Genomic DNA, 20,275 nt, shown 5'->3' on the forward strand with positions numbered 1-20,275 from the left:
GCTACGGGGTGCGTCCCGGCCCCCGTTCTGGTGTTGCCTTCTCGGGAGCTCTTCAGGCATGGCTCACGGTCTCCGGGCACGCGTGTCCACCGTTCGACGCAGGAGGTGGCGGGCCGGTTTCACCGGAATACGGCGAACGCCGCCCCGGTCATCGGGGCGGCGTTCGGGAAAGACGCGGTTACTTGTCCCAGGGCGGGGTCTCGTCCTTCGGACCCTCCGCCCAGGACCCCTCGTTGCTGTACACCGGGGTGTTGACCTTGTACTTGTCCGAGTAGTCGCCCTCGTGGCTCCAGTTGCCCTCGTACTCGCCCTGGCTGCCGCTGGGGGTGTGCCCGCCGCCGACCTTGAAGCCGCCGCCGACGTTCTCGTTCTCGTCCCAGGTCACCTTGCCGCCGACGGTGCCGTTGACGGTGCCGCTCGGGTCCTCGTACTTGTGGTTGACGCCGAACTCGCCGCCCGCCCAGCCCTCGTCGTTGTGCTTGATGTTGCCCGCGACCTCGGTCTCGCCGGCCGGGGTGTTCACCTTGGCGCCGGCGCCGTACGTCCAGGTCTCGGTGATGTCGCGGTCGGCGTCCAGGTCGACCTCGCCGAGCGGGAAGCCCCTGCCGGTGGGGTTGCGGTTCAGGAAGGAGAGCCCGGCGTTGGCGCCGCTCTGCACGAGGTTCGCCGCCGCGCCCGCGGCACCGTTCTTGAACGCCTCGCCGAAGGCGTCCCCGGCGCCCGCGTTGCCGTGGTCGCCCTGGTAGTCCGCGGTGATGGCCGCGCCGCCGAACATCGCGCCGCCCGCCATCACCCCGGCGGACGCGAGGATGCCGGTCGCGACCGTGGTGATGGTGAGGCCGGTGGACGCGAGGCCGACGAGCGCCGGGTAGCTGACCGACCCGACGACGGACGCGAGCGCGGCCACCGCGACGACGGCGAGCGCGCCGAGGTAGACGGCCATGCCCACGGCGAAGATCGCGTAGGTGAACATCGCCCAGGCCAGGACGGTCAGCGCGATCGAGACGGCCATGAGGTAGTTGTGCAGCGCGTCGAGCTGCAGGCAGTAGTCGCTGACCTTGCTCTCGTAGGCGGTGCGGTCGTCCATGTTCCAGGCCTGCTGCGGGATCCCCTGGGCGAGGTTCCGCAGGTCCTGGGCCGCCTGCTGCAGTTCGGCGGCGGCCGCGCTCCAGTCGGCGGCGGCCTTCTCCAGGTTCGCCGGCTTGCCCGACGAGAGCTTGAACTGGAACGCGACCATGATGGACGGCGGGAGGATGACGGCGGCGCTCGCCGTGGCGACGGCGATCTGCATCATCGACTCCGCGGCGCCGAGCGCCGAGCCGCCGGTCAGCGCGCTGATCGCGGCGCCGCCGGCCGCCGCCCCGCCCGCCGCGAGCCCGGAGTTGCGCGCTCCCGTGCCCGGCGACGTAGTCGACCCGCCGGAGCCGGTGTTACCGCCGGAGCCTGTCCCGCCGGACCCGGTCCCGCCGCTTCCGGTGCCGCCGCTTCCGCCGGAACCCCCGCTGCCCGGTGTCGTCACCTGTCTCGCCCTCCGTCCGGTCCGCCGGTGCTACCGGTTCACCTCTGCGTGTTGGCCTGTTCCGCGCTGCCGTACGTCCGCGCGGCGGTGTTGATCTTCTCCGCCATGCTCTGGGCGGTGTCCATCAGCAGCTTGATGTCCTCGAAGCCGAACTGGACCGCGATGGGGTAGGCGGTGGACGCGCCGACGCACGTGACGCTGAAGTCACCGCCCTCGAGGTTGAAGGTGCCGTCCTTGTTGAGCGTGTCGCCGGCCTTCTGCAGGCGGGGGACGACCTGGTCGGTGATGTCCTTGCCGTGGAGCGCGATCCGCTGGGGGTCGGCGGACTTTGGAGTCACGTCTGTCCTCTGGATCCGGTGAACGTGTGGCCAGGGTCGGCCAAGATACTAGGGGACGGCGGCAGGTCATACCAGTTGATACGAGAACGTTCCACCCCGCCGCCGCGGCGGCACCGTCCCGGACGGACGAACGGACGGGCGGGTCGTGCGGCTTCGCGGGCGAGGTCGGCGTTCGGCGCCGCGCGTCCTCTAAAGTCTCCTTTGACGGGTGTTGGGCGATGGATGGGAGCTTCCGGCATGAGATGGAGCGCGGTCGCCGTGCTGGCCGGGTGCCTGCTCCCCCTTTACGCCGCGTCCCCGGCGCACGCGGCGCCGCGGGCGCCCGCGAACTGCCGCCCTCCCGCGGGTGCGATGAGCGCGCAGGCGCTCGCGCAGGGCGGGGTGCCGTGGGCGCAGCAGTCCCTCAACATCGAGGCCGCCCACGGGAAGGCGACCGGCAAGGGCGTCAAGGTCGCCGTCGTCGACAGCGGGGTGAGCACGGCGAACCCGCAGCTCGCCGGGCAGGTCGTGAAGGGCGCCGACGTGACGAAGACGGGCCCGGAGGACTGCCTCGGGCACGGCACGTACGTCGCGGGAATCATCGCGGCGAAGGCCGGGATCTCGTCGTTCGTCGGCGTCGCGCCGGGCGCGCAGATCATCCCGATCAAGTTCGCGGCCCAGGCGCAGAACATCGACAGCGGGCTGGCCGCCAAGGGCATCGACGAGGCGGTCAAGCTCGGCGCGGACGTCATCAACGTCTCGACGCAGTCGATCGGGGACGATCCGCGGCTGCGCCAGGCCGTCCAGAACGCGAACGCCAAGGGCGTCGTGGTGGTTGCCGCCGCGGGGAACATCGACCGGCAGAACGGCAAGGTGCCCGGCCTGATGTTCCCGTCGGCCTACCAGAATGAGGGCGTCATCTCGGTCGGCGCGGTCGGGCAGGACGGGAAGATCACCGAGTTCTCGAACCCCAACACGCCCGTGTCGGTCGTCGCGCCCGGCAACGACATCGTGACCACCGCCCCCGACGGCAACTACGCGGTGCAGAAGGGGACGAGCTTCGCGACACCGTTCGTCGCGGGACTGGCCGCGCTCATCCTGGAGGCGTACCCCGACGCGACGCCCGCCGAGGTCAAGCAGCGGATCGAGGGGACGGCCGCGGGCAACAAGGGCGCGGGCAGCGGGGCCGGGATGATCAACCCGTTCGAGGCGCTGACCGCGGTGAGCGCGGGACCGGGCGCGGGCGGCGTGGCCGGCCCGAGCGGACCGGTCAGCATCGCGGTGCCCGACGAGCCCGACTCCACCACCCGCGCCGTGGCGCTCGGCGTCGCGGGCGGCACGGTCGGCGCGGCGGTCCTGGTCCTCGCGGGCGGGCTGCTGATCCCGGCCGGACGCCGCCGCGGCTGGCGCGCGGGACCGGTGCAGCCGTCGGGCGGCAACTCGGGAGAGTCCGCGTAGGGCGACCGTCCGCACGCGCGGGACGGCCCGCATAGGGCCATAAAGCGCGCATGGTCGCAGATGTTTGACATATGCGCGTACTACCATCGCCGGGTGCAGTACACCGCCCCCGTCCCCCACCAGCCCACCACCGGCAGACGTCGCCGATGGGTCTGGACATCGGCCGTCGCGTGCGCGGTCATCGTGCTGGCCGCGGTGCTGTGGGTGACCGGAGGGCTGGAGGAGAAGCCGAAGCAGCCGGTGAAGTCGCCCGGGAAGGCGGTCGACGTGAAACGGTTCGCGCTGACGGTGCACGACGTGCGGGCCGGGACGGCCGACAGCGCGCTCGGCGGCGGAAACGAACGCTTCCTGATCGTCCGGATGCGCGTCGTCAACAAGAGCGAGCAGACGGCACGGCTCGGCGGCACCGGGCTGCAGGACGGCGTCGTCGCCCGCACCAAGGACGGCAAGTGGGTGAAGCCCGACCAGGTGACGGGCGTCGCCGCGGGCGCGAAGACGGACGCCGCCCAGCCCGACCTGCCCGTGGAAGCGTCGGTCATGTGGAAGCTGGGCACGGCCGCGCCGCCCGAGACGTTCACGTTCGGCCTGCGCGAGTGGGAGTACGACCACGGGTTCACCGACAGCGAGTACACGTGGCGGGTGCAGGCGGAGGGCGGCGAGCTGGCCGCGCGCTTCACCCTGCCGGTCGGGACGGGGACGCCGTGAACGTGCGCAAGCTCGCCGTCCAGGGCGGCGCGGGCCTCGGGGGGACGATCCTGCTCGCGGGCGCCATGTGGCTGAACGCGTTCCAGCCGAAGGTCGAGGCGGGGATGCTCGACCCCGTCCGGACGGGCGGCGACGTCGGCGAGGAGGTCGTCACGCCGTCGTTCACGCTCCGCGTCGAGGGCGTGGTCGCGGCGCGGTCGCTCGCGCCCGACTCGATCCTGGACGACGCGCCCGCCGTGGGCACCGACGGCGTGTACGTCATCGTGCGGGCGCGCGCGATGAGCCGGGAGGAGCCGCTGCAGCTGCGGTCGGCCGTCCTGGAGACGCCCGGCGGGCACGAGTTCGACGCGGCGCCGCGACCGGGCGCCGGGCAGCCCCCGCCCGCGGAGTTCCAGCCGCTGATCTGGACGGACACCGCGTTCGTCTTCGAACTCCCGAAGGACCGGCTCGCCGGGGCGCACCTGGTGGTCGGGACCGGTGGCCTCCTGCCGCAGCTGTCGTCCGCCGTCGACGTCGACCTCGGGCTCACCGGGGCCCGCGCCGCCGACCTCGTCCGGAAGGCCCCGGAACGGTACGAAATGCGGGTGGGGACGTGAACGATCGGCACCGGCCGGAACCGCCGTCCGACCCGCCCCCGGAGGGCCGGTACGGTCGGCGCCCGCCGCCGCACCAGGCGGGCGCGGGCGGCCGGCAGCCCTACCCGTCCGAGCCCCCTCCCCCGCTGCCGCCCTGGCAGACCGCCGGGGGACACCAGCAGCCATCGCCGCACCACGGGCAGGGGCCGGGCGGTTGGCAGCAGCCCACGGGTGGGCAGCAGCAGCCCGGCGGTGGGCAGCAGCAGCCGAACCCGTATCAGCAGCAGCCGACCGGGAGGCACGCGCGTCCCGCGCAGCCGGGCCCGCAGCCCGGCTCCGGGCCCTACGCCCAGCCCCCGTACGGGCAGCGACCGCAGTTCCAGCCACCGCCCCCGCACGATCCACGGCACGCGGCGTTCCCCCCGTACGGGCAACCGCCCCCGTACGGTCAGCCGCCCGCGTTCCGTCCACCGGACGGGCGGGACGACCCGAACCGGACGAACCCCGAGCCCGTCGAGGGCGGCGGCGACGGGACGTCCGGGCGGGCTCGGCGCACGATCCTCGGGCCGAAGACGCGAAGGGTCGTCGAGGCGTGCGTGCTCGCGGTCCTGCTGCCCTCGCTCCTCGGGCTGTACTGGGTGGACGAGACGGGACGCGCGGAGAGCCTCGAGCCCCCGGTGAAGGTGTCGTCGGTCGCGCGCGGGAAGATCGGCGAACTCGCGGGCGCCCGGATGACGGTCTACAAGCGGGAGACGGCCCCGCAGCCCGGGGCGCCCGAGGGCCAGGACGTCGTCCAGCTGCAGGTGATCCTCGCGGTGAAGGCGCGGGACGCCGAGAGCGCGAAGGCGATCGGCGGCTACGGGGTGGAGTACCGGTTCGTCGGCGGGCAGGGCCTCGAGTGGACGGCGAACGGGTCCGCGCCCACGTCGATCCAGCCGGGGAAGGCGTTCCCGCTCACGGTCCGGGGGACGGTGCCCCGTGCCAAGGCGGAATCGCTGGCGCTGGTGGTGCGGCTGCCGGAGACGGCGCGTCGGGGTGGGGCTCCACTGCCTTCGCTGCGGTTCGAGCCGTGACGCGCGTGACCATCAGGTTGAACGCGGCGGCGAGCAGGCAGATGCGGAGGATCTCGAAGACGAGCCCGGCGCCGTAGCCGACGAACGGCATCCGCGGCAGCCACCAGGCGACGTCGTGCGCGCCGATCAGCTCGTAGGTCCGCCGCTGGGCGAGGTCTTCGGCAACGTGCAGACCAGAGAACAGCAGGCAGAACGTGGCGAACGGCATCATCCCGGACCGGCGGACGAGGCGGAGGCCGAACCAGGCGGGCAGCAGCATGTCGCGGAGCCCGCGGGTGAGGACCTCGCGCGGGCTGTTCACCCGGTCGATGGCGCCGGCGGTGGCGATGCGGCGGGCGGTGCGGCTCTGGCCGAGGACGAGCCGTTCGTCCCCGGTGTCGAGGCCGAGGATGACCCCGGCGATGACGATCCAGATGAGGGCACCGAGGACGGCGTCCTTGAACGGCGGCCACAGCTCCAGCAGGGGCCCCGCGGCGTCGCTGAACCACTCCCAGGCGCGGCGGTCGGTGAACCACTGCTCGCCCTGGTCGCGGAGCCGGTCGAGGGTGAAGATGCCGAACAGCGCGAAGTTGATCTCCAGGACGCCGGCGAGCGGGCCGACGGTGCGGGGCAGCCGCTCCTCCAGCAGCCATTCCACGAGCACCTTCAGCACGAAGAACGCTGCGGTGAGCGCGATCGCGAGCTTCACGTGCTTCTCGAGGGAGAGCAGCAGCCCGATGCCCTCGATCTGCCCCTGCACGCCGCCCTCGGTGAAGCCCCGGCTCGCGGCCATGTCGGCGAACTCGCGCGCGTCCTCGGCCTGCTGCCCCCACGCGAGGTAGAAGATGACGAACGGGAGCGCGGCGCGGCCCATCGCGCCGAGCGCCGACTCGTCCTCGTTGCCGACGGCCCAGGACGTCAGCCCGCCGCCCGCCGAGCGGGCGTGCACGACGTCGAGCCCCTCGCGGACGCAGTGGATCATCAGGGCGGTCGTGGTGAGGGTGATGACGACGAGCAGCCCGATGGTCAGCAGCGGCGCGACCGACGCGGCCGTCCCGTCCATCTTGCCGAGCCGGTAGCCGCCGTACATGACGCCGTGGCGCAGCAACTCCCCGAGCGTGAACCACAGCGTGAGCGGCAGCACGAACCGTCCCGCCAGCTTGAGCGTGGCCCACGGCAGGATGAGGGGCGACTTGGGGGAGAGTCGGAGCATCGCGCCGATCGTACCGATCCGGACCGACACCGGGAGCGTCGGCGCGGTACCCCGGGCCGCGGACGCGACGGACCCCGCCGTCCGCGCGGTGCGGGACGACGGGGTCCGTTCAGGCGTCGCGTGCGGCCCGGGTCAGATGGCGACCTCGAGCGCCGCGACTTCACCGGTCTTGGCGGTGACGGCGTTGTCGACGCTCACCCCGCCCGCGGCCAGGACGCGGACCGTCCAGTCGCCGTCGGCGGCGAAGAAGCGGAACACGCCCTCCTCGCCGGTGACGACCTCGGCGGTGAACTCGCCGGTGGCGTCGAGCAGGCGGGCGTAGGCGCTGGACACGGGCGCGCCGTCGCGCGTGACGGTGCCCTGGATGACGGCCTCGTTGGTCAGGTCGACGGTCGCGGGCAGGTGCGCCGTCTGGGCGGGTGCTGCGCAGCCCTGGGTCATTGTTCCTCCATCTCCGTGTGCACGGAAAACTCGTTCCGCCGACCGGCGGACGGACGATCTGTCGCTCGGCCGGGCCGAGCGCGTACTACTTGGGCTCGCCGAGCTCGACGGGGACGCCGACGAGCGAGCCGTACTCGGTCCACGAACCGTCGTAGTTCTTGACGTTCTCCAGGCCGATCAGCTCGCGCAGGGCGAACCAGGTGTGCGAGGAGCGCTCGCCGATGCGGCAGTAGGCGATGGTGTCCTTGCTCAGGTCGACGCCGGCCTCGGTGTAGAGCTCGCGGAGCTCCTCGTCGGACTTGAACGTGCCGTCGTCGTTGGCCGCCTTGGACCACGGGATGCTGCGCGCGGTCGGGACGTGCCCGGCCCGCTGCGCCTGCTCCTGCGGCAGGTGCGCCGGGGCGAGCAGCTTGCCGCTGAACTCGTCGGGCGACCGCACGTCGATCAGGTTCTTGGTGCCGATGGCGTCGACGACCTCGTCGCGGAACGCGCGGATCTTCAGGTCCTGGTCCTGGGCCGTGTAGGTGGTCTTCGGCCGGGACGGCACGTCGGTGACCAGCTCGCGGGAGTCCAGCTCCCACTTCTTGCGGCCGCCGTCGAGCAGCTGCACCTTCTGGTGGCCGTACAGCTTGAAGTACCAGTAGGCGTAGGCGGCGAACCAGTTGTTGTTGCCGCCGTACAGGATGACCAGGTCGTCGTTGGCGATGCCCTTGGACGAGAGCAGCTCCTCGAAGCCGGTCTTGTCGACGAAGTCGCGGCGGACCGGGTCCTGCAGCTCGGTCTTCCAGTCGATCTTCACGGCGCCACGGATGTGGCCCTTGTCGTAGGCGGACACGTCCTCGTCGACCTCGACCAGGACGAGACCGGGGTCGTCCAGGTGCTCTTCGACCCAGCTAGCGTCCACCAGGACGTCGGCACGGCTCATTCGGGAACCTCCCTGTCGGAGCGAATCTTCGCGGTGAATTGTCGGATCAGCGGATGATCTGCGCGGCCCGCGCGGCGCGGGTGCGGCGCGGGCGCGTGCTCATTGATCGCACAGGCGGCGGCATCGATACCGAGCCGGGTGGTCCCCGTCGCGCGACCGGCCGTGCCCGCCGGGGCGGCACCGAAACCGGCGCGGGACTCCGGGACGGGCGCGCCGGGGCGCGGCCCACACGGGTCGACCTGCATCGGGGTGCTCCAGGCGGTGAGGCGTGCGTACGAGCTGAGTAGAGGGAAAGTGCTCGGAACGGTCGGGCTCGATGCCTCAGGCCATACGACAGAGCGAGGCGGCCACGCGGCAGAAGTCGACCGCGCGGCGCTTCGTGAGCATCTGCTCTGTTCGGTCACGCACGGACACGATGGTAAGCCGACAATCCACGTGGTGTCACATCCGTCTCGGGTTGCGAGACAGTGACGTTCGTCCCGTTCCGGGTCGCACGGGCGTTTCCTCAGCCGACCGCGGCGCCGACAGCGGCGATCACGTCGGCCTTCCGGGGCGCCCCGGCGGCCCGGCGAACGACGCGTCCGGCGGCGTCCAGGACGAGCACGGTCGGGGTCGCGGTCACCTCGAGCCGCCGGACGAGCGCGAGGTTCGCCTCCGCGTCGAGTTCGACGTGCGCGACGCCGTCGACCATCCGGGCGACGTCGCCGAGGACGCGGCGGGTGGCGCGGCAGGGCGCGCAGAAGGCGCTGGAGAACTGCACGAGCGTCGCGCGTTCACCGAGGTCGGAGCCCAGGTCGTCCGCCCCGAGCACGCCCGCGGGATCCGGCTCTGTCACGTGTGTCCTCCCGTCGCCGCCGTCCGGTACAACCGCGGCGGGCGGCGGCGTCTTCCGGCGGCGGCGGACCGTATTGGAGCGTTCTCCCCGGCGTTCACATCGGGCGTTCACATCGGGATCGTCAGGACGGCCTCCCCGTCGAGCCCGACGATCTCGAACGTCGACAGCTCGCCGCGCGGGAACATCGTCGAGCCGCGGTACTCGCCGTACCCGTCGTCGTAGGGCACGTACCAGCTGCCGAGCGCGTCCCTGCGGCCGTCCCGGGCGATCACCTGGAGGCGGCACCGGGCGCCCCGTTCGAGCCCGGACAGGTGGAGTTCGACCTCGGTGCCCCATTTGCGCTCGTGCAGCAGCACGTAGCCGTGGACGCCCGTCGCGTCGTTCGCGGCCTCGATCCGCTCGGCGGGCGTCACCCGCGTGGGCGAGGGCGGCGCGGACGTCGCGGGCGGTGCGGCGGCCGTCCCGGGACCGTCGCCCGCCGCGGCGATCAGGCCCCCGGCGAGGCCGCCGACGGCCAGCGTCAGGCAGGCCGCCGCCGCGACCGGCGCCCACCGCCGCGCCCGCGCGCCGGGCCACCGGCCGCCGAACGGACCCCTCCGCCGCTCGGCGGCCCGCGCCAGCAGCGCGTCCAGCAGTTCCGGCGGGGGCCCGGCGACCCGGGTGAGCTGCTCCTCGTCGACCCGGCCGAGCAGCGCGGGCAGCCCGGCGAGCGCGGCCAGCTCGTCCCGGCAGGCCGGGCAGCCGGCCAGATGGGCGTCCACCCGGGCGCGCTCCGCGGGGTCGATGGCGCCGACGACGTAGACGCCGAGGGCGGCGCGCACGTCCGCGCACTGCTCCGTCACGGCGCCAGCCCCCTCTCCTCCAATGCCAGTTTGAGCGCCCGCAGCGCGTAGTACGTGCGGGACTTCACGGTGCCGGGCGGGATCCCGAGCGCCTCGGCCGCCTCCGCGACCGACCGTCCCCGGTAGTAGGTCTCCACGAGGACGGCCCGGTGCGTCGGGCTCAGCTGCGCGAGGGCCTCCGCGACCGTCCACGACTCGAGCGCCCGGTCGATGTCGTCCGTCCCCGCCTGGAGGGTCAGGGCGTGCTCGTCCATGCCCGTCTCCTGCGGCCGCGCGCGCCTGGCGCGGTGCGCGTCCACGACCAGGTTCCGCGCGACCGTGAACAGCCACGGGCGGACGGGCCGTCCCGCGAGCGCCTCGGGATGCCGCCAGGCGCGCAGCAGCGTCTCCTGCACGACGTCCTCGGCCTGCGGGCGGTCCCCGCCCGTCAGCCGCAGCGCGTAACCGAGCAGGGGTCCGCCGTGCTCGCTGTAAAGGGCGCGAAGCAGTCCCTCGTCCGCAGTGGGGCCCACGCCTCTACCACGTACTCCCACGGCGAACGGTTCAACGCACGTTCTGCAGATCGCTCAGCTGGACGTTCTGCGCGGTGGCCGCGACGCGCAGCCCGTCCGCGGTCGGCTCGATCCGGCTGATCCGCGACCCGACCGGCAGGTCGGTGACCGGCACCGTCCAGGTGAGCTGCCGCTGCACCAGGGCCAGCGGGATCTGCGGGCCGCCGTCCGGCGCGACCGACTCCGGCGTGATCGCGATGCCCTCGTCCGTCGCCTCCAGCGCCACGACCGCCTTGCCCGACAGCTGGAACCCCATCACCGCGCCCGCGAGGTCGACCTCCAGGTTCTCGCCGCTCGGCGCGAGCCCCTCGACCTCCTTCGGCGCCCGCTCCTCGAGCACCGAGTACGGGATGATCGCCGACGCGGTCGCCGTCCGGGCCGTCACGTTCGCGGTGTTGCCGTTCGCGATCTCCGTCAGCGGCGCGTTCACGCCCCGCATGTCCACGCGGACGCCCGACAGCGTCACGTCCTGCTCGGTGTACTCCCCGATGACGACCTCGATGTGGTCGTACTCGCCGCCGACCGCCTGCGTCAGGAACGGGAACCCGTGGATCGTGACGTCGGGTTGGCGCGCCAGCCCCTCCTGCGCGGCGACCTGCCGGCCGATCTCGTCCTGCGCGATCCGGACCCCGATCCGGTCGGCGGCGATCAGCCCGCCCACCACCAGCACGAGCAGGACGACCAGTGCCTTGCGCATGTCTCTCCTCCGGACGGCCCACGCGATCGCCACACCTTAACCGGCCCGGCGAACCGCCCGAGTCACACCACGGAGTGACATCACCCCCCGGCGAACGGGGGCAGGACCTCGACCACACCACCCTCGGGCAGTTCCACCGCCCCGTGGTCCCGCGTCCCCACCGGATCGCCGTCCACGAGGAACGAACTGCGCGCAATTACCCGCGCGAACTCGCCGTCCCGCCGGACGGACGCCGCCGCGAGCGCCTCCGCGAGCGTCCGGGCGTCGTAGGGCTCCTCGCCCGTGCCCGCCGCCGCCTTCGCCGCGGCCCAGTACCGGATCGTCCCCTTCGCCATGACCCAAGGTTCTCATCCGGCCCCCACGGGACGACCGGGGCGTACTCGGATATGCTCGGCGTGAGGGATCCGGGCGACGGAGGCCGGGGAGTTCACCCGAACACCCTGCATGGCCTTCGCGCACGCGCGCGCCGGCCGTGGCCGGGCGAGCGAGTGTGAGCAGCCTGGGTCCCACGTCTTTTTCAGGACGAGGAGGCGGCAGTTGAGCACTCTGCTCTTGCTGACCAATGCACTGGAACCATCCGACGAGGTGCTGCCCGCCCTCGGCCTGCTGCTGCACTCGGTGCGGGTCGCCCCCGCCGAGGCGTCCGCGCTGATCGACGCGCCGCCCGCCGACGTCGTCCTGGTGGACGCGCGCCGCGACCTCGCGCAGGCCAAGAGCCTGTGCCGGCTGCTGCGCACCACCGGCCTCGACAGCCCGCTGCTCGGCGTCGTCACCGAAGGGGGCCTCGCGGCCCTCAGCCCCGAATGGGGCCTGGACGACCTGCTCCTGCAGACCGCGGGCCCCGCCGAGGTCGAAGCCCGCCTGCGCCTCGCCGTCGGCCGCGCCGCCGCGGTCGCCGACGCCGAGGAGGACCCCGGCGAGATCCGCAACGGCGACCTCACGATCGACGAGGCCACCTACACGGCCCGCCTGCGCGGCCGCGTCCTCGACCTCACCTTCAAGGAGTTCGAGCTCCTGAAGTACCTGGCGCAGCACCCTGGCCGCGTCTTCACCCGCGCCCAGCTCCTCCAAGAGGTGTGGGGCTACGACTACTTCGGCGGCACCCGCACCGTCGACGTCCACGTCCGCCGCCTGCGCGCCAAGCTCGGCGCCGAGTACGAGGCCCTCATCGGCACCGTCCGCAACGTCGGCTACCGCTTCGTCCCCGACGACCGTCCGGGCGGCGAGACGGAGGAGAAGAGCCCCGCCCGCGCCTAACCGGCCGCCCCGGACGGCCCGAGCGGTCCGGGGGTCCGGGGTGCGCGGGATAGGCTCGCGGGCATGGTCAGCGCCTCGGAGACGTCGACGACGGACCGTCACCGCGAGCGGATGCTCGAAGGGCTCGCGGCGTCGATCCGGGAGCGGGGACTCGCGCGCACCCAGGTCACCGACATCGTCCGGCACGCGCGGGCGTCGCGCACGACCTTCTACAAGTGCTTCGCCGACAAGGAGTCCTGCTTCGTCGAGCTCGTCCGGGCCACGACCACGGTGGGACTGCTGGCGGTCGCGGACGCGGTCGACCCCGCGGCGCCGTGGCGGCGGCAGGTGTCCGACGGGGTGCGGGCGTACTTCGACGCGCTGACCGCCGAGCCGGCGATCGCCGTCGCCGTCACCCGCGACCTCGCCTCGCTGGGCGCGCGGGGCATCACCGTGCAGCAGGAGGGCATCGAGCGGTACGCCGAGCTGCTCTGCGAGCTCACCCGGGGCCGTGAGCTGCGGCGCGCGGGCGTGGAGCCGCTGTCGATGCACGCGGCGGTGCTGCTGATCGCGGGCGTCAACGCGATGGTCGTCCGGGCGATCGACCGCGGCGAGCCCGTCGGCGGGCTGCTGCCGACCGCCGAGCGGGCGGTCCTCGGAATGCTCGCCCCCGCCTGATTGCACCCTGGAGTACTCGCGAGTATCGTTCTGCCGCACAGGAGTACTCGCGAGTACTCTCCGCTGTCCGGGTGGAGTACTCGTGAGTACTGTGCGCCCGTCCTTCCGACCAGAGGTGGTCTCATGCCGGTCGACCCTCCCGAACATGTCGATGTGCTGATCGTGGGTGCCGGACTCGCCGGGGTCGGCGCGGCCTGCCGCCTGCGGGCCGAGTGCCCGGGCAAGTCGGTGGCGATCATCGAGGCCCGCGAGCGGATCGGCGGCACCTGGGACCAGTTCCGCTATCCCGGCGTCCGCTCCGACTCCGACATGCAGACCCTCGGCTACGACTTCCGGCCGTGGCGGCGGACACGGGCGCTGGCCGACGGAGGGTCGATCCGGCGGTACATCGCGGACACCGCCCGCGAGCACGGCCTGGAGCCCCTCATCCGGTTCGGCCGGCGCGTCGTGCGCGCCGAGTGGTCGAGCACCGAGGCCCGCTGGCACGTCGACGTCGAACCCGCAGGCGGCGCGGACGGCGCCGGCGGCACGGACGGCGCCGGACGGACGCGCCTGACGTGCGACTTCCTGCACCTGTGCACCGGCTACTACCGCTACGACGAGGGCTACCTGCCGGACTGGCCGGGGACCGGGCGGTTCACCGGCCGGCTCGTCCATCCGCAGCACTGGCCGGACGATCTCGACCACACCGGCAAGCGGGTGATCGTGATCGGCAGCGGCGCGACGGCCGTCACGCTCGTCCCGGCGATGGCGGGCACGGCCGCGCACGTGACGATGCTGCAGCGCTCCCCCGCCTACGTGGTGTCGATTCCGGGCGAGGACGCGATCGCGGCGTGGCTGGCGCGCGTCCTCCCGTCCCGGGCGGCGCACTGGATCGTGCGCTGGAAGAACGTGCTGCTGATCACGCTCGGCTACCGCGCCGCCCGGTACGCCCCGCGGCTGACCCGAGCGGCGATCAGGGCCCGCGCGGCCCGGCTGCTGCCGTCCGGATACGACATCGGGCGGCACTTCGACCCGCGCCACGAGCCGTGGGAGCAGCGGGTGTGCTTCGTCCCCGACGGGGACCTGTTCGCGGCGCTGCGGGAACGGCGCGCGTCGATCGTCACCGACCGCATCGACACTTTCACCGAGCGCGGGATACGCCTCGCGTCCGGCGCCGAACTCGAAGCCGACGTGATCGTCGCCGCGACCGGCCTGAACGTGCGGCTGCTCGGCGGTGCGCGGATCGTCGTGGACGGGCGTCCGGTCGATCCGGCGCGGGCCGTCGGCTACAAGGCGATGATGCTGTCCGGGGTGCCGAACCTGTCGTTCGCCATCGGCTACACCAACGCCTCGTGGACGCTGAAGTGCGATCTGGTCGCCCGCTACCTGTGCCGGTTGATCGACCACATGGACGCCCACGGATACCGGCAGTGCACGCCCGTGGTACCGGACGCCTCCCTGCCGACCGTCCCGTTCGTGGATCTCACCTCCGGGTACATCCAGCGCGCGCGCCACCTGCTCCCCCGGCAGGGGACCAAGCACCCGTGGCGGATCCACGGAAACTACCTGCGGGACCGGCTGCTCTACCGCCGCGGCCGCCTCGACGACGCGGGGATCGTCTTCTCCCGCGGCACCGTCTGACGGGCCCGGCCGTGTCGCATCTCCGTACGCACCTCGCCGCCCTCGACGCCGGACGCGTCGGGGCCCGCGAACTCGTCCAGGAAGCGCTCGACGCGATCGACGCCACGCAGGGCACGGTGAACGCGTTCCGGCGCGTCCGCGCGGACGCGGCGCTCGCCGAGGCCGGCGCGGCCGACCGCCGCCGGCGGGCCGGTGAGCGGGCCCCGCTGCTCGGCGTCCCCGTCGCGGTCAAGGACGACATCGACGTCGCCGGGGAACCCACCGCGTTCGGGTGCGGCGGCCCCTTCCCGGCGGCGGCCGCCGACTGTGCGGCCGTCGCCCGGCTGAAGGCGGCGGGCGCGATCATCGTCGGGAAGACCAACACACCGGAGATCGGCCAGTGGCCGGTCACCGAGGGTCCCGCGTTCGGCGTCACCCGCAACCCCTGGGACCTCGACCGGACGCCCGGCGGTTCGAGCGGCGGCGCGGCCGCGGCGGTCGCCGCGGGGATCGTCCCGGTCGCGCTCGGCTCCGACGCGGCCGGCTCGATCCGCATCCCCGCCGCCTGGACGCACCTGGTCGGGATCAAGCCGCAGCGCGGCCGCGTCCCCACCCTGCCCGACGTCTCCGCCTGCCACGGCCTGACCGTCCTCGGGCCGCTGGCCCGGACGGTGGCGGACGCGGCACTGCTCCTCGACGTGCTCGCCGGGCACCGGCCGGACGTCCCGTCCCGCTCGTACGCCGCGTGCGCGGAACGCGACCCCGGCCGGTTGCGGATCGCCGTCTCGCTGCGCGTCCCGTTCAGCGGGCATCCCGCCCGCCTCGATCCCCGGATCGGCGACGCGGTCCGGCGCCTGGCCGCCGTCCTGGAGTCCCTCGGGCACCGGGTCGAGGACGCCGATCCCCGCTACGGCCCGGCGGGGCTCAGCTTCCTGCCCCGCGCCACCGCCGGAGTGCGCGACTGGACCCGCCGGGCTCCCTGGGCGCCGCTGGACCCGCGCACCCGCGCCAAGGCCGCCACCGCCCGCGTGCTCGGCGGCCCCGTGCTCCGCACGGCGCACGCCGTGGAGGGGCCGCTGCGAGCGCGGATCGGCCGGATCTTCCGGCGCTACGACGCCGTGCTGGCGCCCACGACCGCGCGACCGGCGCCGAGGGTCGGCGCGATCGACGGCCTGGGCGGCCGCGCGACCGACCGCCTGGCCGTCGCCGCGTGCCCCTACGCATGGGTGTGGAACGTCGTCGGCTGGCCCGCCGTCAACGTCCCCGCCGGTGTCCTGGACGACGGCCTGCCGGTCGGCGCGACGCTCCTCGGCCCGGCCGACGGCGAACCGCGGCTGATCTCCCTGGCCGCGCAGCTCGAGGCCGCACTGGGCTGGCACCTCCACCGCCCGCCCGGCTTCCCCGCCACCGCGCTCCCGGCCTGACCGGGCAATCCCGCCCGCGAGGCGCCTCCCGGCCACTCGCCGACACCGGAGCGGCGGGCACCCCCGGGCGGCCGCAGGTCGCGCGGCGACCGCAGGCCGACCGCCTCCCGCGTCAGCCGAAGCGGCCGGTGATGTAGTCCTCGGTGGCCTTCTGCTCCGGGTTGGTGAAGATCTTGCTCGTGTCGTCGATCTCGATGAGCTTGCCGGGCTGGCCGGTGCCGGCGATGTTGAAGAACGCCGTGCGGTCGCTGACGCGGGCGGCCTGCTGCATGTTGTGGGTGACGATCACGATCGTGTACTGGGACTTCAGCTTGGCGATGAGGTCCTCGATCGCGAGGGTCGAGATGGGGTCGAGGGCCGAGCAGGGCTCGTCCATCAGCAGGACCTGCGGCTGCACGGCGATGGCGCGGGCGATGCAGAGCCGCTGCTGCTGGCCGCCGGAGAGGCCGGCGCCGGGCTTGCTCAGGCGGTCCTTGACCTCGTTCCACAGGTTGGCGCCCTGCAGGGACTCCTCGACGATCTCGTCGAGGCGGCCCTTGCGGCGGACGCCGTTGAGCTTCAGACCCGCGGCGACGTTGTCGTAGATCGACATGGTGGGGAACGGGTTGGGGCGCTGGAACACCATGCCGACGACGCGGCGGACGGCGACGGGGTCGACGGAGGAGTCGTAGAGGTCCTCGTCGTCCAGCATGACCTTGCCCTCGACGCGGGCGCCCGGGATGACCTCGTGCATCCGGTTGAGAGTCCGCAGGAAGGTGGACTTGCCGCAGCCCGACGGCCCGATGAACGCGGTCACCGAGCGCGGCTCGACCGTCATCGAGATGTCCTCGATGGCGTGGACGCCGCCGTAGTAGGCGTGCAGCCCGGAGACTTCGATCCGCTTGGCCATGGGTCAGGTGCTCCTATTCGGGTCGTGCCGGAGGTCGGGTCAGCGGTCGGCGGGGGAACGGCGCCGGGCGATCAGCCGGGCGATCAGGTTCAGCAGCATGATCAGGCCGATCAGGACGAGCGCGCCGGTCCAGGCGCGGTCCAGCGAGTTCTGGTTCGGGTCGCCGGCCTGCTCCCAGATGAAGGTGGGCAGCGAGCCCTGGGGGCCGTCGAGCGGGTTGTTGTTGATCGCCTTGGTGAAGAAGATCGTCAGCAGCAGCGGCGCGGTCTCGCCCATGACGCGGGCGACGGCGAGCATGATGCCGGTGATGATGCCGTTCAGGGCGGTGGGCAGGATGACGAACATGATCGTGCGCCAGCGCGGGACGCCGAGGGCGTAGGACGCCTCGCGCAGGTCGTTCGGGACGAGCTTGAGCATCTCCTCGGCGGACCGCGTGACGGTCGGGATCATCAGGATCACCAGGGCGAGGGAGCCGGCGAGGCCGGAGTACTCGAAGCCGAAGGTCAGCAGCCACAGGGCGAGGATGAACAGGCCCGCGACGATCGACGGGATGCCGATCATGACGTCGACGAAGAAGCTGATCACCTTGCCGAGGCGGCCGTTGCCCGCGTACTCCACCAGGTAGATGGCGGTGAGCACGGAGATCGGGACGGCGATCAGGGTGGTGATCGCGACCTGCATGAGGGTGCCGATGATGGCGTGGTAGGCGCCGCCGCCCTCGTCGATACCGCTGACCGCGTTCATGGAGAACTGGAAGAACGTCGGGTCGAGCCGCTCGAGGCCGTTGGCGACGACCGTCCACAGGACCGACACCAGCGGGATGACCGCGAGCGCGAACGCCAGGTAGACGAGCCCCTGGACGGCCCTGTCCTTGATCTTCCGGGACGCCGAGACCGACGTGAGGCTCGGGCCGGTCGGGCCGGACGGCTTGGTGAGGGAGGGGGAGGTCACACGAACTCCTTGCGGCGCGCGACGACCGCGCGGGCGGCCATGTTGACGAGCAGCGTGATCACGAACAGGACGAGGCCGGAGGCGACGAGGGCGCCGCGGCCGGTCTCGGACGCCTCGGCGAAGCTGTTGGCGATGTTGGCGGCGAAGGTGTTGCCGCCGTTCTCGAGGATGCTCCAGTTGATGCCGGGCACGAAGGTCAGCACCATCGCGACGGCGATCGTCTCGCCGAGCGCGCGGCCGAGGCCGAGCATGGACGCGCCGATCATGCCGGAGCGCCCGTAGGGCAGCACCGACATGCGGATCATCTCCCAGCGGGTGGCGCCGAGCGCGAGGGACGCCTCCACGTGCGCCTGCGGGACCTGCAGGAACACCTCACGGGAGATGGAGGAGATGATCGGCAGGATCATGATCGCGAGGACGACTCCGGCGGCGAACATCGAGTTCCGGCCGGGGCTGTCGGTGGAGAACAGCGGAATCCAGCCGAACAGGGTGCTGAGGATCTCGCCGGCGTCGTCCATGTACTCGGACAGGAAGACCAGACCCCAGAGTCCGTAGACGATGCTGGGCACGGCGGCGAGCAGGTCGACGATGTAGCCGAGCCCGGACGCCAGCCGCCGCGGCGCGTAGAACGAGATGAACAGCGCGATGCCGATCGCGATCGGCGTCGCGATGAACATCGCGATCAGCGACGACATGATCGTGCCGTAGGCCAGCTGCGCGATGCCGAACTCGGCCGGGTCGGCGTTGGGGTTCCATACCTCGCTGGTGAGGAAGCTCGCCTCGTTCTCCTGCAGCGCGGGAATGGCCTTCCACACGAGGAAGACGGCGATGGCGGCGACGATCGCCAGCACGGTGAGGCCGGAGCCGCGGGCGGCGGAGACGAAGATCTTGTCTCCGGCCCGGCCGGTGCTCATCGCGCCGCCGATGCCGCGTTTCTTCGCGGCGGCGTGCGCCTGGACGCCGGTGTCGCTGGTCACGGGGAGTCCTCCTTGAAGATCACATCGTCGGCCGAACGCGGACCGGCCCCGCCGCCGAGAATCTCGGCGGCGGGGCTGCAGGTCAGGGAAGCTGTCAGGACAGCGCCTTCACGGAGCCCTGGACCTTGGTCAGTACGTTCTGGGGAAGCGGGGCGTAGCCGATGTCGGTGAGGATCTTCTGGCCGTCCGCGCTGGAGGTGTAGGTCAGGAACGACTTCACGAACTTCGCCTGGTCGGCCGGGAGGCCCTTCTCGCAGGCGACCTCGTACGTCACCAGGACGATCGGGTAGGCGCCCGCCTCCGTGGTGGTGTAGTCGATCTCGAGCTCGACGTCGTTGCCGGTGCCGACGATCTTGGCGCCCGCGACGCCCTTGGAGGCGCTGTCGGGGGTCAGCTCGGTGTACTCACCGGCGCCGTTCTTCACCGAGACGGTGCTGAGCGAGTTGTTCTTGGCGTAGGAGTACTCGACGTAGGAGATGCTCCCGGCCGTGCTCTTCACCAGCTGGGTGACGCCGTCGGAGCCGTTGGCGCCCTGGCCGGCGTCGTTCGGCCACTTCTTGGCGGGCTCCCACTTCCAGACGTCGCCCGCGGTGGCCTTCAGGTAGTCGGTGAAGTTGTCGGTCGTGCCCGACTCGTCCGACCGGTACACCGGCTTGATGTCGGTGTCGGGCAGCGTGACGCCCTCGTTCTGCTCCGCGATCTCCGGAGCGTTCCACTTGGTCACCTCGCCCGCGAAGATCTTCGCGAGGGTCGCGGAGTCGAGCTTGAGGCCGTCGACGCCCTCGACGTTGTAGGCGACCGCGACCGGGCCGACGACCATGGGCAGGTTCAGCGCCGGGCTGCCCTCGCAGCGCTGCTGCGCGGCGGCCTTCTCCTCCTCGTCCAGCGCCGAGTCGGAGCCGGCGAAGGAAACCTGGCCTTCGGTGAAGGCCTGGATGCCGGCGCCCGAGCCGGTCGGGTTGTAGTTCAGGGTGGCGCCGGGGCAGGCGGCGGCGAAGGCCTTCGACCACTCCTCGACCGCGTTCTTCTGCGCGCTCGAACCGGCGGCGTTGATGCTGCCGTCCGCGCAGTCGATCGAACCGGCTTCCGGCGCGTTCGCGGCGGCCTCGGTCTCGTTCGCGTCGCTGCCACAGGCGGACAGGGCAAGCGCCCCCGCGACGACCACGCCGCTCAGGGCGGCAAGTCGGGAACCGTTCTTCACCGGAGGGTCTCCTCTTGATTCTTCGTCAGGGCGGGGTTTCCCCGGCCGGCGTCCCGAGCGAGTCGGCCAGGGGGGGGGTCACCGTCGAGAAAGACGGTAGGCAGGCGAGGTGACCAGCCGCCCCGCTATGGATGAACGGATGGTGAACGAAGCGGGGCACGGTCAGGAAGAATGCCCCGATTTGGGA

Annotated in this window: 24 protein-coding genes; 8 read left to right on the forward strand and 16 right to left on the reverse strand. The window is 72.5% G+C overall.

Annotated elements, in window-relative coordinates:
- Positions 1-178 precede the first annotated feature (178 nt).
- Complete coding sequence (locus F7P10_RS42310; protein ID WP_176611462.1) at positions 179-1,519, reverse strand: hypothetical protein; 1,341 nt, start codon at positions 1,517-1,519, stop codon at positions 179-181.
- Between the two features lie 38 nt (positions 1,520-1,557).
- On the reverse strand, positions 1,558-1,857 hold the full coding sequence (locus F7P10_RS14135) for a hypothetical protein (RefSeq protein WP_151009764.1): 300 nt from the start codon (positions 1,855-1,857) through the stop codon (positions 1,558-1,560).
- 237 nt (positions 1,858-2,094) lie between these two features.
- Between F7P10_RS14135 and F7P10_RS14140 the strand changes: the two genes are divergently transcribed.
- From F7P10_RS14140 to F7P10_RS14155, 4 genes are all read left to right on the forward strand, one after another.
- Positions 2,095-3,294, forward strand: a complete 1,200-nt coding sequence (locus F7P10_RS14140; RefSeq protein ID WP_151009765.1) for a S8 family serine peptidase — start codon at positions 2,095-2,097, stop codon at positions 3,292-3,294.
- A 93-nt stretch (positions 3,295-3,387) separates the two neighbouring features.
- Complete coding sequence (locus F7P10_RS14145; protein ID WP_151009766.1) at positions 3,388-3,999, forward strand: DUF4352 domain-containing protein; 612 nt, start codon at positions 3,388-3,390, stop codon at positions 3,997-3,999.
- Positions 3,996-4,595 carry a hypothetical protein gene (locus F7P10_RS14150; protein WP_151009767.1) on the forward strand — a complete coding sequence of 200 codons (600 nt, stop codon included), beginning with the start codon at positions 3,996-3,998 and terminating at the stop codon, positions 4,593-4,595. The genes F7P10_RS14145 and F7P10_RS14150 overlap by 4 nt, the downstream gene beginning before the upstream one ends.
- The gene (locus F7P10_RS14155) at positions 4,592-5,647 is read left to right on the forward strand and encodes a hypothetical protein (RefSeq protein WP_151009768.1); all 1,056 of its coding nucleotides are present in this window, start codon (positions 4,592-4,594) and stop codon (positions 5,645-5,647) included. The genes F7P10_RS14150 and F7P10_RS14155 overlap by 4 nt, the downstream gene beginning before the upstream one ends.
- Here F7P10_RS14155 and F7P10_RS14160 read toward each other — a convergent pair.
- From F7P10_RS14160 to F7P10_RS14200, 10 genes are all read right to left on the reverse strand, one after another.
- Positions 5,529-6,839: a hypothetical protein gene (locus F7P10_RS14160; protein ID WP_151009769.1), complete on the reverse strand. Its 1,311-nt coding sequence runs from the start codon at positions 6,837-6,839 to the stop codon at positions 5,529-5,531. The two genes, F7P10_RS14155 and F7P10_RS14160, sit on opposite strands and share 119 nt — an antisense overlap.
- 132 nt (positions 6,840-6,971) lie before the next feature.
- Positions 6,972-7,280, reverse strand: coding sequence for a DUF1416 domain-containing protein (locus F7P10_RS14165; protein WP_151009770.1), 309 nt, complete (start codon positions 7,278-7,280; stop codon positions 6,972-6,974).
- A gap of 85 nt (positions 7,281-7,365) precedes the next feature.
- The gene (locus F7P10_RS14170; RefSeq protein ID WP_151009771.1) at positions 7,366-8,205 is read right to left on the reverse strand and encodes a sulfurtransferase; all 840 of its coding nucleotides are present in this window, start codon (positions 8,203-8,205) and stop codon (positions 7,366-7,368) included.
- Complete coding sequence (locus tag F7P10_RS14175; protein WP_151009772.1) at positions 8,202-8,450, reverse strand: hypothetical protein; 249 nt, start codon at positions 8,448-8,450, stop codon at positions 8,202-8,204. The genes F7P10_RS14170 and F7P10_RS14175 overlap by 4 nt, the downstream gene beginning before the upstream one ends.
- Before the next feature lie 76 nt (positions 8,451-8,526).
- Positions 8,527-8,592 carry a putative leader peptide gene (locus tag F7P10_RS45415; RefSeq protein ID WP_353819285.1) on the reverse strand — a complete coding sequence of 22 codons (66 nt, stop codon included), beginning with the start codon at positions 8,590-8,592 and terminating at the stop codon, positions 8,527-8,529.
- Between the two features lie 118 nt (positions 8,593-8,710).
- On the reverse strand, positions 8,711-9,040 hold the full coding sequence (locus F7P10_RS14180) for a thioredoxin family protein (protein WP_151009773.1): 330 nt from the start codon (positions 9,038-9,040) through the stop codon (positions 8,711-8,713).
- A gap of 107 nt (positions 9,041-9,147) precedes the next feature.
- Complete coding sequence (locus F7P10_RS14185) at positions 9,148-9,882, reverse strand: zf-HC2 domain-containing protein (protein ID WP_176611463.1); 735 nt, start codon at positions 9,880-9,882, stop codon at positions 9,148-9,150.
- Positions 9,879-10,394, reverse strand: coding sequence for a sigma-70 family RNA polymerase sigma factor (locus F7P10_RS14190; protein WP_176611464.1), 516 nt, complete (start codon positions 10,392-10,394; stop codon positions 9,879-9,881). The genes F7P10_RS14185 and F7P10_RS14190 overlap by 4 nt, the downstream gene beginning before the upstream one ends.
- A 31-nt stretch (positions 10,395-10,425) precedes the next feature.
- The gene (locus F7P10_RS14195) at positions 10,426-11,130 is read right to left on the reverse strand and encodes a DUF2993 domain-containing protein (RefSeq protein WP_151009776.1); all 705 of its coding nucleotides are present in this window, start codon (positions 11,128-11,130) and stop codon (positions 10,426-10,428) included.
- An 80-nt stretch (positions 11,131-11,210) separates the two neighbouring features.
- Positions 11,211-11,465: a MoaD/ThiS family protein gene (locus F7P10_RS14200; protein WP_151009777.1), complete on the reverse strand. Its 255-nt coding sequence runs from the start codon at positions 11,463-11,465 to the stop codon at positions 11,211-11,213.
- A 202-nt stretch (positions 11,466-11,667) separates the two neighbouring features.
- Here F7P10_RS14200 and F7P10_RS14205 point away from each other — a divergent pair, with 202 nt between their 5' ends.
- The 4 genes from F7P10_RS14205 (at position 11,668) to F7P10_RS14220 (ending at position 16,070) form a co-directional block, all read left to right on the forward strand.
- A complete protein-coding gene (locus tag F7P10_RS14205) occupies positions 11,668-12,387 on the forward strand; it encodes a response regulator transcription factor (protein WP_151009778.1) in 720 nt (239 codons plus the stop codon).
- A 63-nt stretch (positions 12,388-12,450) separates the two neighbouring features.
- Positions 12,451-13,044, forward strand: a complete 594-nt coding sequence (locus tag F7P10_RS14210) for a TetR/AcrR family transcriptional regulator (protein WP_151009779.1) — start codon at positions 12,451-12,453, stop codon at positions 13,042-13,044.
- 123 nt (positions 13,045-13,167) lie between these two features.
- Entirely contained in the window at positions 13,168-14,667 is a 1,500-nt protein-coding gene (locus F7P10_RS14215; protein WP_151009780.1) for an NAD(P)/FAD-dependent oxidoreductase, read from the forward strand.
- Between the two features lie 11 nt (positions 14,668-14,678).
- Positions 14,679-16,070, forward strand: a complete 1,392-nt coding sequence (locus tag F7P10_RS14220) for an amidase (protein WP_218040493.1) — start codon at positions 14,679-14,681, stop codon at positions 16,068-16,070.
- Positions 16,071-16,182: 112 nt separating this feature from the next.
- Here the strand turns inward: F7P10_RS14220 and pstB are convergent, their stop codons facing one another.
- From pstB to pstS, 4 genes are all read right to left on the reverse strand, one after another.
- Positions 16,183-16,959: a phosphate ABC transporter ATP-binding protein PstB gene (pstB, locus tag F7P10_RS14225; RefSeq protein ID WP_151009782.1), complete on the reverse strand. Its 777-nt coding sequence runs from the start codon at positions 16,957-16,959 to the stop codon at positions 16,183-16,185.
- A 39-nt stretch (positions 16,960-16,998) separates the two neighbouring features.
- Complete coding sequence (pstA, locus tag F7P10_RS14230; RefSeq protein ID WP_151009783.1) at positions 16,999-17,910, reverse strand: phosphate ABC transporter permease PstA; 912 nt, start codon at positions 17,908-17,910, stop codon at positions 16,999-17,001.
- A complete protein-coding gene (pstC, locus tag F7P10_RS14235) occupies positions 17,907-18,887 on the reverse strand; it encodes a phosphate ABC transporter permease subunit PstC (protein WP_254716601.1) in 981 nt (326 codons plus the stop codon). The genes pstA and pstC overlap by 4 nt, the downstream gene beginning before the upstream one ends.
- A 94-nt stretch (positions 18,888-18,981) precedes the next feature.
- The gene (gene pstS / locus F7P10_RS14240) at positions 18,982-20,088 is read right to left on the reverse strand and encodes a phosphate ABC transporter substrate-binding protein PstS (protein WP_151009784.1); all 1,107 of its coding nucleotides are present in this window, start codon (positions 20,086-20,088) and stop codon (positions 18,982-18,984) included.
- Between the last annotated feature and the right edge of the window lie 187 nt (positions 20,089-20,275).

This window comes from Actinomadura sp. WMMB 499, from assembly GCF_008824145.1.
Lineage (GTDB): Bacteria > Actinomycetota > Actinomycetes > Streptosporangiales > Streptosporangiaceae > Spirillospora.

Excerpts from the sequence above, each read along its gene's own strand:
- F7P10_RS14170 (WP_151009771.1), bottom strand. The coding sequence starts at position 8,205 with ATGAGCCGTGCCGACGTCCTGGTGGACGCTAGCTGGGTCGAAGAGCAC.
- F7P10_RS14160 (WP_151009769.1), bottom strand. The coding sequence starts at position 6,839 with ATGCTCCGACTCTCCCCCAAGTCGCCCCTCATCCTGCCGTGGGCCACG.
- F7P10_RS14200 (WP_151009777.1), bottom strand. The coding sequence starts at position 11,465 with ATGGCGAAGGGGACGATCCGGTACTGGGCCGCGGCGAAGGCGGCGGCG.
- F7P10_RS14165 (WP_151009770.1), bottom strand. The coding sequence starts at position 7,280 with ATGACCCAGGGCTGCGCAGCACCCGCCCAGACGGCGCACCTGCCCGCG.
- F7P10_RS14140 (WP_151009765.1), top strand. The coding sequence starts at position 2,095 with ATGAGATGGAGCGCGGTCGCCGTGCTGGCCGGGTGCCTGCTCCCCCTT.
- F7P10_RS14175 (WP_151009772.1), bottom strand. The coding sequence starts at position 8,450 with ATGCAGGTCGACCCGTGTGGGCCGCGCCCCGGCGCGCCCGTCCCGGAG.
- F7P10_RS14195 (WP_151009776.1), bottom strand. The coding sequence starts at position 11,130 with ATGCGCAAGGCACTGGTCGTCCTGCTCGTGCTGGTGGTGGGCGGGCTG.
- F7P10_RS14215 (WP_151009780.1), top strand. The coding sequence starts at position 13,168 with ATGCCGGTCGACCCTCCCGAACATGTCGATGTGCTGATCGTGGGTGCC.
- F7P10_RS14210 (WP_151009779.1), top strand. The coding sequence starts at position 12,451 with ATGGTCAGCGCCTCGGAGACGTCGACGACGGACCGTCACCGCGAGCGG.
- pstB (WP_151009782.1), bottom strand. The coding sequence starts at position 16,959 with ATGGCCAAGCGGATCGAAGTCTCCGGGCTGCACGCCTACTACGGCGGC.